Source organism: uncultured Sphingomonas sp. (genome assembly GCF_937859915.1).
Taxonomy (GTDB): Bacteria; Pseudomonadota; Alphaproteobacteria; order Sphingomonadales; family Sphingomonadaceae; genus Solisphingomonas.
The window spans coordinates 1-9,185 of the sequence record NZ_CALMAW010000133.1 but is presented as its reverse complement, the minus strand read 5'-3'; the positions used below and the strand labels follow the sequence as shown (position 1 = coordinate 9,185).

The 9,185-nt window shown below is 67.8% G+C and carries 12 protein-coding genes and 1 pseudogene; 1 reads left to right on the top strand and 12 read right to left on the bottom strand.

Going from position 1 to position 9,185, the window contains the following annotated elements; translation table 11 throughout:
• Nucleotides 1–437: hypothetical protein (locus Q0326_RS17580; RefSeq protein ID WP_298693026.1), on the bottom strand; the 437-nt coding region annotated here is incomplete at its 3' end.
• 181 nt (nt 438–618) lie between these two features.
• Here Q0326_RS17580 and Q0326_RS17575 point away from each other — a divergent pair.
• Entirely contained in the window at nt 619–1,041 is a 423-nt protein-coding gene (locus Q0326_RS17575; protein WP_298693024.1) for a VOC family protein, read from the top strand.
• An 83-nt stretch (nt 1,042–1,124) separates the two neighbouring features.
• Here the strand turns inward: Q0326_RS17575 and Q0326_RS17570 are convergent, their stop codons facing one another.
• The 11 genes and pseudogenes from Q0326_RS17570 to Q0326_RS17520 all read right to left on the bottom strand — a co-directional run.
• Nucleotides 1,125–1,334: a hypothetical protein gene (locus tag Q0326_RS17570; RefSeq protein WP_298693022.1), complete on the bottom strand. Its 210-nt coding sequence runs from the start codon at nt 1,332–1,334 to the stop codon at nt 1,125–1,127.
• 162 nt (nt 1,335–1,496) lie between these two features.
• Entirely contained in the window at nt 1,497–1,799 is a 303-nt protein-coding gene (locus Q0326_RS17565; RefSeq protein WP_298693019.1) for a hypothetical protein, read from the bottom strand.
• Between the two features lie 232 nt (nt 1,800–2,031).
• The gene (locus Q0326_RS17560) at nt 2,032–2,928 is read right to left on the bottom strand and encodes a hemolysin family protein (protein WP_298693017.1); all 897 of its coding nucleotides are present in this window, start codon (nt 2,926–2,928) and stop codon (nt 2,032–2,034) included.
• Between the two features lie 188 nt (nt 2,929–3,116).
• On the bottom strand, nt 3,117–3,626 hold the full coding sequence (gene ybeY / locus Q0326_RS17555) for an rRNA maturation RNase YbeY (protein WP_298693016.1): 510 nt from the start codon (nt 3,624–3,626) through the stop codon (nt 3,117–3,119).
• A 174-nt stretch (nt 3,627–3,800) separates the two neighbouring features.
• Complete coding sequence (locus Q0326_RS17550; protein WP_298693014.1) at nt 3,801–4,796, bottom strand: PhoH family protein; 996 nt, start codon at nt 4,794–4,796, stop codon at nt 3,801–3,803.
• 327 nt (nt 4,797–5,123) lie between these two features.
• On the bottom strand, nt 5,124–5,675 hold the full coding sequence (locus tag Q0326_RS17545; protein WP_298693012.1) for a fasciclin domain-containing protein: 552 nt from the start codon (nt 5,673–5,675) through the stop codon (nt 5,124–5,126).
• A gap of 214 nt (nt 5,676–5,889) precedes the next feature.
• Nucleotides 5,890–7,233 (bottom strand): tRNA (N6-isopentenyl adenosine(37)-C2)-methylthiotransferase MiaB, encoded by a 1,344-nt coding sequence (gene miaB, locus Q0326_RS17540; protein ID WP_298693010.1) that lies wholly within the window; start codon nt 7,231–7,233, stop codon nt 5,890–5,892.
• A gap of 169 nt (nt 7,234–7,402) precedes the next feature.
• Nucleotides 7,403–7,828, bottom strand: coding sequence for a Fur family transcriptional regulator (locus tag Q0326_RS17535; protein ID WP_298693008.1), 426 nt, complete (start codon nt 7,826–7,828; stop codon nt 7,403–7,405).
• Between the two features lie 69 nt (nt 7,829–7,897).
• Nucleotides 7,898–8,317: a MucR family transcriptional regulator gene (locus Q0326_RS17530; protein ID WP_298693006.1), complete on the bottom strand. Its 420-nt coding sequence runs from the start codon at nt 8,315–8,317 to the stop codon at nt 7,898–7,900.
• 101 nt (nt 8,318–8,418) lie between these two features.
• The gene (locus tag Q0326_RS17525) at nt 8,419–8,934 is read right to left on the bottom strand and encodes a GNAT family N-acetyltransferase (protein WP_298693004.1); all 516 of its coding nucleotides are present in this window, start codon (nt 8,932–8,934) and stop codon (nt 8,419–8,421) included.
• Nucleotides 8,931–9,185 (bottom strand): annotated as a pseudogene (locus Q0326_RS17520) (hypothetical protein); the annotation flags it as partial. The gene Q0326_RS17525 and the pseudogene Q0326_RS17520, both read right to left, overlap by 4 nt.

Here is a 9,185-nt window from a genome sequence, read left to right as displayed (position 1 = left end):
GCCGGGAAGACGCGGGCCATCGCCAGCGCGCCGAGCCCGGTCGGCGCGGTCGCCGACGCTTCGTGGGCGAGGGCGGAGGCCTCCGCACAGGTCGCCTCGCTGGTCTCGTCGTCGCCGAACACGTTGGCGAGCGAGGTCGCGAAATGGTCGTAATCGCTCTGCGCGCCGCCGGCCTGCGCAAAATGCTGCTTGATCGCCAGGTTGGCCTGGTCGATCGCGACTTTATGCGTGGTGACGAAGCCGTCATAATCCGCGGAAATGTTGATATGCGCGGCGCGGCAGCGGAGCGCTGCGACCATCAGCATCGTCTGCATGTCGCGCACCTGCGCGGCGGCCACCTCGCGGTCCGCCCAGCAATGCGCCTGCGCCTGCGCGGGCAGTGCCACTGCAGTGCCCGCGAGCGCGAGCGCCGCGGCGAAATGTCTGTATCCGATCATGTCCCGTACCCCGGCGACGGGGCCCCCCACGGGTCCGTCGATGGATCGGGAATGCCCTATGGCGCTTGACGAGACCTTTGCGGATCCGGCTAAAACGCCGGTAACCAAGCGCGGCGGCGAGCGTCGTAAAATCGGATCCGGCGGAATTCCGCCATCGTTACGTACGGGATATGATCAAAAGATGACGATGCGCCCCTTTCACCTCGCCTTTCCGGTGCATGATCTTGATGCGGCACGCGAATTCTACGGTGCGCTGCTCGGCTGCAGCGAGGGACGAAGCGCCGAGTCGTGGATCGATTTCGATCTCTACGGCCACCAGATCGTCGCGCATCTCGATGCCGCGCGGCAACCGGCGGAGTCGAGCAATCCGGTCGACGGGCATGACGTGCCGGTGCCGCATTTCGGCGTGGTGCTCGGCTGGGACGAATGGCACGCGCTCGCCGGCCGGCTCGAGGCGGCGGGGACGCGCTTCGGCATCGCGCCGCACGTCCGCTTCGTCGGCCAGCCCGGCGAGCAGGCGACGATGTTCTTCCGCGATCCCTCGGGCAATGCGCTCGAGTTCAAGGCGTTCCGCGATCCCGCCAAGCTGTTCGCGACGAGCTAGCGAGCCGCCGTTGGTGACACGGCAAAGCCCTCTCCCTGGCGGGAGAGGACTTTTACGCGAGACCCGGCCCGCCTCGCCCGCGCTCAGCGGCCGTGATAGTGGCGATAGCCGTAGCGGTGGTGCCAGCGATGCGCACGCCAATGGTGGCGATAGCCCCAGCCACGATGATAGCCGCCGTGGTAGCCGTGGTGATAGCCATAGCCATGATGATAATATTGCGCCGAGGCCGGCGCCGCGATCGCGGTGGTGCCGAGCGTCGCGGCGGCGGCCAGCAGGATGAGACCCGTCTTCATATTCTCGCTCCTCATGTCGACATGACGGGATCACCTTGGACGCACGCGACTGAACTCCGGCTGATCGGCCCGTTCACGCGAGCGACAGTCCGCAGACTGCCGCTGCCAAAGAAAAGGCCGGGCATCGCTGCCCGGCCTGGTCGGTTGGTGTTGAAGGATGGCTCAGCGGCGACCGTGGAACCCGCCGCCATGATAGCCACCGCGGTATCCGCCGCGATAGCCGCCATGATAGCCACCCCAGCCGCGGCCATAATAGCCGCCCCAGCCGCCGTAGACGACGGGCGCGCCATAATAGCCGTAATAGGCGGGGTAGTAGCCGGGGTAATATCCCGGATAATAGCCGCCATAATAGCCAGGGCCGCCGAAGCCGACCGAAACGAAGGTCCGCGCCGAGGCGGGAGTTGAGAGGACCGCACCACCGGCAAGAGCGGCGGCAGCGGCAATCGCGATCGACAGTTTGCGCATCACAGCACCTCTGAGTCGTTGAAAGCCTCTTTACTACGCCTTGTCGCCTGAACGCCCGATGAGGGGCGTGTTCACAAGGCGGCAAGTCTGGAGGGTTAACGCATCAGGGTGCGGTCGGTGCCGTGGCGGGACCTGGGGGCTGATGCCGCTTCCTCCTTCGTCATCCCGCACCTGATCCTGGGTTCCCGCCTTCGCGGGCATGACGGGAGGGGCAAGCCGTCCCCGGCGTCGATTATCCCTCCGCGGCCAGCGTGCGCACCGGCGGGTGCAGCCGCAGCCGCGTCACGCGGCGGTGGTCGCCATCGGTGACCTCGAGCGTCCAGCCGCTGTCGTGGAGCAGCATGTCGCCGACCTTGGGGATGCGGTCGGCGATCAGCGAGGCGAGGCCGCCCAGCGTGTCGACGGGCTCGTCGGTCTCGGCCAGCCGCGGGTCGATCGTCTCGGCGACATCCTCGAGCTCGGCGCGCGCGTCGGCGTCCCAGGCGCCGTCGTCGAGCGGCACCAGCATCTCGACAGGCGCGTCGTCATGCTCGTCCTCGATGTCGCCGACGATCTCCTCCATCAGATCCTCGATCGTGACGAGCCCCTCGGTGCCCGAATATTCGTCGACGACGATCGCCAGGTGGGTGCGTTTCGCGCGCATCTCGGCGAGCAGGTCGATCACCCCCATCGCCTCGGGCACGTAGAGCGGCTCGCGGATCAGCGCGGCGATCGTGTCGGGGCGCGGCGCGGCGCCCGCCAGAATCGGGAAGACGTCCTTGATGTGGATCATCCCGATCACCGTATCGAGCGTCTCGCGGTAGACCGGCAGCCGCGAATGGCCGGCCTCGACGAACAAAGCGACGAGCTCGTCGACGGTCGACTCCTCGTCGATCGCGATGATGTCGCCGCGCGTGACCGCGACGTCGCGGACGGTGCGCTCACCGAATTCGAGCACGTTCTGGAGCATCGTGCGCTCGGCGGACGACAGATCGCGGGCGTTGGGGGCGTCGTCCTCATGCTCCTCGATCGCATCGGCGATCTGGTCGCGCAGCGTCGGCTCGGCCTCGTCGCCGAACAGCAGATGGCGCAGACCAGACCACAGGTTCCCGCCGTGGCCGGCGGGGCTTCTACTGGAATCGTCGGGCATGATGGTGGTGGTGGACCCCGGTTGTTGCGTCGGCGTGACTCTACCGGGCGGCGGGGGGGCGAGTCGAGGGAGCAATGCGAATCTGTTCCCCGGCGACAGCCGGGGTCCAGGCCCGCAGTGTGAAGTGGTGGTGCGCCGGCTTAGAATGTGAGGCCTGGGCCCCGGCTTTCGCCGGGGAACGCGGTAGATCAGTCGCTGATGTCCGCATAGGGATCGTCGATCCCCAGTGCGGCGAGCACCTCGCGTTCCGCTGCTTCCATCTCCTCGGCGTCCTGGTCGGTGATATGGTCGTAGCCGAGCAGGTGGAAGGTGCCGTGGACGACGAGATGCGTCGCATGCGCCTCGACGCTGACCCCCTTCTCCTCCGCCTCGCGGACACAGACGCCGTGGGCGAGCACGATGTCGCCGAGCAGCAGCTCGCCATCGTCCGAATTGGCGTCGACCGTGTCGAGCAGATCGTCCTGCACCATCGGGAAGGACAGCACGTTGGTGGGCTTGTCCTTCTGCCGATAGTCGCGGTTGAGCGTCTGCACCTCGTCGTCGGAGGTGAATTTGATCGAGACCTCGACGGTCGCGGGTTCGGTCAGGAAGCGGCGCTCGGGGCTATGCCCGATCGCGGCGCGCACCGCCTTGTCGGCGAGCGACGCCCAGCGGTCGGATTCGGGCCAGCCCGCGGCATCGGTTTCGACGTGGATCATGACAACCCCTCTCCCCGTGGGGGAGAGGGAGGGGCCCAGCCGAAGGCTGGGAGGGTGAGGGCACGCAGCGTTGGATAGCGGACGTCTCGTGCCCTCACCCAACTCCGACTAGGACGCTTCGCGTCCAAGTCTGCGTATCCCTCTCCCCCAAGGGGAGAGGGTTTGCCGTGTCTGCTACTCATCCGGTCCCTCATAGGCCTGCACGATCCGCCCGACCAAGGGATGCCGGACCACGTCGGCGGCGCCGAAGTGGATCATCGTCATCCCCGGGATTCCCTGCAGCTTGCCGACCGCGTCGGCGAGCCCCGATTTGCCGATGTCGGGCAGATCGATCTGGCGCGGATCGCCGCACACCACCATGCGGCTGTTCATGCCGAAGCGGGTGAGGAACATCTTCATCTGCGCGGGGGTGGTGTTCTGCGCCTCGTCGAGGATGATGAACGCGTCCGACAGCGTCCGCCCGCGCATGAAGGCGATCGGCGCGATCTCGATCTCGCCGCTCGTCATCCGCCGCTCGACCTGTTCGGCGGGCAGCATGTCGTAGAGCGCGTCGTACAGCGGGCGGAGATAGGGATCGACCTTCTCCTTCATGTCGCCCGGCAGGAAGCCCAGCCGTTCGCCCGCCTCGACCGCGGGGCGCGACAGGATCAGCCGGTCGACCTGCCCCGCCATCAGCATCTGCACCGCCTGCGCAACCGCGACATAGGTCTTGCCGGTGCCCGCCGGCCCGAGCGCGAACACGATCTCGTCGCGCGCCAGCGCCTCCATATATTTGATCTGCGTCGCTGAGCGCGGCACGATCGTCTTCTTGCGCGTGCGGATCATCACGGCGGGGGGCTGCGACACGTCCTGGCGGATGATGCCGTCGAGCACGGGCTCGGCCGACATCGCGATCACCGCCTCGACCGCGCCGGTATCGATCTCCTGGCCCTGGACGATGCGGTTGTAGAGCCCGGTCAGCACGTCGCGCGCGCGGCCGATCGCGTCGGCATAGCCCTCGATGATCAGCTTGTTGCCACGGGCGGAGATGTAGACGCCGAGCCGGCTTTCGATCGCGACCAGATTCTTGTCATATTCGCCGAACAGTCGGCCGAGCAGCTGGGGCTTGTCGAACACCACTTCGATGCGGGCCTTGTCACCGGCCTGCGCGGGTACGGGCTTGCGGCTCATTCGATCCTTTCAGGTGCGAGTCTCCTGATAAGGTGGGCCGGCGAGCCCGCAAAAGCTAGGTGCTTTGGGCGAAGTATTTATGTCGCTCGCCGGCGATGCCGAGCGGCCACAGTGGAGCGGCCCCCAACCCGTCGTCCCGACGAAAGTCGGGACCCATGGACGACGGTGCGAACGCCATCTTGGCGCCGCGGTCGATTATCGACGCCGTCGCTCCGCCATATGCCTGCCGCATCCGTGGGTCCCGGCGTCCGCCGCGACGACGGAGGAATTTGGAGACCGGGCCGCCCCGGGAAGGTCCGCGGCCCGGTCTCCACCGTGCTGGGGAGATTAGGGCATCAGCACGGTATCGACGACGTGGATCACGCCGTTCGATTGCATCACGTCCTTGATCGTGACCGTCGACATGCCGCCCTTGGCGTCGGTGAGGACGAGCTTGCCCATCTTCATCGTCGCGGTGAGCGGCTCGCCCTCCACGGTGGTCAGCGTCGCCGAGCCGTGGCCGGCCTTGATCGCGGCGGCGATCTGCTTCGAGGTCATCGTGCCGGCGACGACGTGATAGGTGAGTATCTTGGTCAGCATCGCCTTGTTCTCGGGCTTGACCAGCGTGTCGACGGTGCCGGCGGGCAGCTTGGCGAACGCCTCGTTGGTCGGCGCGAACACCGTGAAGGGGCCGGGGCCGGACAAGGTGTCGACGAGGCCGGCGGCCTTGACCGCGGCGACCAGCGTGGTGTGGTCCTTCGAGTTGACCGCATTGTCGACGATCGTCTTGGTCGGGTACATCGCGGCGCCGCCGACCATCGGGTTGGCGATGGCGAGCGCGGGGGTCAGCGCGGTCAGCGCGAGTGCGGCGAGCACGGGGGTGAAGCGGATCTTCGTCATCGGGGCATCCTCCTTTGGCCCCTCTTCAGAGAAGGGCGCGCAAGATACGCGAGGAGACCGCCAGCGGATGCGTCGGCGTCGTGATTTTTACTTGCACCGAAACGAACTAATTCTCGGCATCATCGTCCTGCCGGACGCGATCCGCTATCCAGGGCGATCGGCGGCGACGCGCGAAGCCCCGGTCCAGCCCGGGACGACAGTCGCGTGATCGCGCCTACGCGCTGACCAGCGCCGCGCCACTGACGCTGTTCGGCCCGGTCGCGACGATGTCGACGTCGAGCAGGGTGCCGATCGCGGCGTCGGTCTGGAGGTGGACCGACTGCAGCCAGGGCGATTTGCCGAGCATCTGCCCGGGGAGTTTGCCGTGCCGCTCGATCAGGATGCGCGTGCGGCGGCCGAGCGTCGCGTTGTTGAAGGCATGCTGCTGCGCGTTGAGCAGAGCCTGTAGCCGCTGCAGCCGCTCGTCGGCCTCTTGCGGCGGGACCTGGTCGGCCATCGTCGCCGCCGGCGTGCCGGGGCGGGGGCTGTATTTGAAGCTGAACGCCTGCGCGTGGCCGATCTCGCCGACCAGATCGAGCGTCGCCTGGAAATCGGCCTCGGTCTCGCCGGGGAAGCCGACGATGAAGTCGCCCGACAGCGCGATGTCGGGTCGGACGGCCCGCACGCGCTCGATGATCCGCAGATAGGAGTCGGCGGTGTGGCTGCGGTTCATCGCCTTCAGGATGCGGTCCGATCCGGCCTGCACGGGCAGGTGGAGGAACGGCATCAATTTGCCGACGTCGCCATGCGCGTCGATCAGTGCCTGCGTCATGTCGTTGGGATGGCTGGTCGTGTAGCGGATGCGTTCGAGCCCCTCGATGCGGTCGAGCACGCGGATCAGCCCGTCGAGGCCCCCGACCCGGCCCGCCGCGTCCTCGCCGGTCCAGGCGTTGACGTTCTGCCCGAGCAGCGTGATCTCCTTGGCGCCCGCCTCGACCAGCGCCTGCGCCTCGGCAACGAGATCGCCCCATGGCCGCGAGACCTCGGCGCCGCGCGTGTAGGGAACGACGCAATAGGTGCAGAATTTGTCGCAGCCCTCCTGGACGGTCAGGAACGCGCTCGGCGCGACTTTCCGCCGCGCAGGGAGCGCGCCGAATTTGGAGGCGGCGGGCATGTCGGTGTCGAGCGCGGTGCGGCCCGCTGCCGCGTCCGCGACCAGGCTCGGGAGGCGGTGATAGGCCTGTGGGCCGACGACGATGTCGACCGCCTTCGCCCGCGCGACGATCTCGGCGCCCTCGGCCTGCGCGACGCAGCCCGCGACCGCGATCAGCGGCTTGGGCTCGCCGGCGGCGCGCGCCGTCTTGAGGATGCGGCCGATGTCCGAATAGACCTTCTCGGCGGCCCTCTCGCGGATGTGGCAGGTGTTGAGCACGATGAGTTCGGCGGCTTCGCCGTCGGCCGCCGCGGTCATGCCTTGGTGGCTGAGCAGCTCGGCCATGCGCTCGCCGTCATAGACGTTCATCTGGCAGCCGAAGGACTTGACCGCATAGGTTTTGGGAAGCGCGCGGGGGTTGGGCATGCGGGCGCCTTACAGGCAGCGGGGCGGGGGCTCAATGGTGGGCGTTCAAGCCCTCTCCCTCAGGGAGAGGGTTGGGTGAGGGTGTCCAGCCTTTGAGGTGGGACGCGCCGGCTGCGCCGTCGCTCCCCCTCACCCCAACCCTCTCCCCGATGGGGAGAGGGAGACGAGGTCACCCCTTCGCCTCGCGGCTCAAGGGGACGCCGTACAGCTCCATCCGATGGTCGACGAGGCGGAACCCCAGCTTCTCGGCGATGCGCTGCTGCAGCGCCTCGACCTCTTCGTCGACGAATTCGATGACGCGGCCGCTCTCGACGTCGATGAGGTGGTCGTGGTGGGTGTCGGGCGCGGCCTCGTAGCGCGAGCGGCCGTCGCCGAAATCATGCCGCTCAAGGATACCGGCCTCCTCGAACAGCCGCACCGTCCGGTAGACGGTGGCGATCGAGATGCCGGGGTCGATCGCCGCCGAGCGGACATGCACCTCCTCGACGTCGGGATGGTCCTCGGCTTCCGACAGAACGCGCGCGATGACGCGGCGCTGCTCGGTGATCCGGAGCCCCTTTTCGGCGCACAACGCCTCGAGATCGATCTTGCGCATGCGCGACATGTACGGGCTTACGCGCCGGACGGGAAGCGCGAACCGCTCGCACGTCCCGATCCCATTGCGTCAGCTGGCGGTGCGCGGGCGGGTGCCGAGGCCGATCTTCATCGCCAGATCGCGGCGCTGTGCTGCATAGTTGGGCGCGACCATCGGATAGTCGGCGGCGAGGCCCCATTTGGCGCGATACTGGTCGGGGGTGAGGCCATAATGCGTCATCAGGTGGCGCTTGAGCATCTTGAGCTTCTTGCCGTCCTCGAGGCAGACGATGTGGTCGGGCTTGATCGACGACCGCACCGACACCGCCGGTTCCTGCTTTTCGGGCGGCGGCGGGGCGACGGGCTCGCCAAGCTGCGCGAGCGCGGCATGGACCTGCCGGATCAGCCCGGAGACCTCGCCCACCGCAACATTGTTGTGGCTGACATGTGCGGACACGATGTCCGCGGTCAGCGTGATCAGCGTTTCGGAAAGATCGATGACATCGGACATGGACAATACCTCATACGCGACGAGCGCTACAAACTCGCTGTTCTAAATCGGTGCCCGGACGCTTTGTCGCAAGGGCGGCGACGGCGCAAGCCCGGCTAAAGTCAAAGCGTGACGATATCGGGGATAAGTCGTTCGCTGGTCAGCATCCGGGCCAGCGTGATCGCGTCATGCGCGCGACCGTCTCTTCCGCGATAGTAGCGCGGTCGCCGCCCGACTTCGTCGAACCCCGACTGGCGATAGAGGAATAGCGCCGGATTGCCGTCGCGCATTTCGAGATGGAGGCGTTCGGCGCCGCGCGCACATGCCTCCTCGCCGATCGCCGCGAGCAGCGCGCGGCCGACACCTGCGCGGCGCTGCGCGGGCGGCACGGCGAGCAGCAGCAGCTCGGCCTCGTCCATCACCGACCGCGCCAGCGCGAACCCCGCCGGCTCGCCGTCGATGCGCGCCAGCACCAGCCAGACACCGGGCAGAACGAGGATGCCGGCGCACTGGCTGCGCGTCCACGCCTCGCCGAAGCGCGGCTCGAACGCGGCGTCCATCGTCTGCATCACCTCGCCGAGGTCGGCGGCGGTGCCGGTCAGCAGGTCGAGCGGCGGATGCGCGGCCTGCGTGCTCATGCCGCCCTGACCATCGACGCGGCGGGCTTCGCATCGGGCGCGCGGCCGTAGATCGGGCGCGGCGCAAGCTGGCGGAAGGCGGGGTCGAGCAAGGCGGCGTCCGCGGCGTCGGGCAGCGTGTCGACCGCCTCGCCCGATCCGCGCGCGGCGACCAGCGCGGCGGCCCCCGACCCCGCGACGAGGGCGTCGGGCGCGAAAGCAGCAGCAGCAGCAGGGGTATCATGTCTGATGTTAGCTCCAATTTTATGATA

What these genes read in the sequence shown, in the direction of transcription:
- Q0326_RS17575 (WP_298693024.1), top strand. Translation starts at nt 619, where the DNA reads ATGACGATGCGCCCCTTTCACCTCGCCTTTCCGGTGCATGATCTTGAT.
- Q0326_RS17570 (WP_298693022.1), bottom strand. Translation starts at nt 1,334, where the DNA reads ATGAAGACGGGTCTCATCCTGCTGGCCGCCGCCGCGACGCTCGGCACC.
- Q0326_RS17565 (WP_298693019.1), bottom strand. Translation starts at nt 1,799, where the DNA reads ATGCGCAAACTGTCGATCGCGATTGCCGCTGCCGCCGCTCTTGCCGGT.
- Q0326_RS17560 (WP_298693017.1), bottom strand. Translation starts at nt 2,928, where the DNA reads ATGCCCGACGATTCCAGTAGAAGCCCCGCCGGCCACGGCGGGAACCTG.
- ybeY (WP_298693016.1), bottom strand. Translation starts at nt 3,626, where the DNA reads ATGATCCACGTCGAAACCGATGCCGCGGGCTGGCCCGAATCCGACCGC.
- Q0326_RS17550 (WP_298693014.1), bottom strand. Translation starts at nt 4,796, where the DNA reads ATGAGCCGCAAGCCCGTACCCGCGCAGGCCGGTGACAAGGCCCGCATC.
- Q0326_RS17545 (WP_298693012.1), bottom strand. Translation starts at nt 5,675, where the DNA reads ATGACGAAGATCCGCTTCACCCCCGTGCTCGCCGCACTCGCGCTGACC.
- miaB (WP_298693010.1), bottom strand. Translation starts at nt 7,233, where the DNA reads ATGCCCAACCCCCGCGCGCTTCCCAAAACCTATGCGGTCAAGTCCTTC.
- Q0326_RS17535 (WP_298693008.1), bottom strand. Translation starts at nt 7,828, where the DNA reads ATGCGCAAGATCGATCTCGAGGCGTTGTGCGCCGAAAAGGGGCTCCGG.
- Q0326_RS17530 (WP_298693006.1), bottom strand. Translation starts at nt 8,317, where the DNA reads ATGTCCGATGTCATCGATCTTTCCGAAACGCTGATCACGCTGACCGCG.
- Q0326_RS17525 (WP_298693004.1), bottom strand. Translation starts at nt 8,934, where the DNA reads ATGAGCACGCAGGCCGCGCATCCGCCGCTCGACCTGCTGACCGGCACC.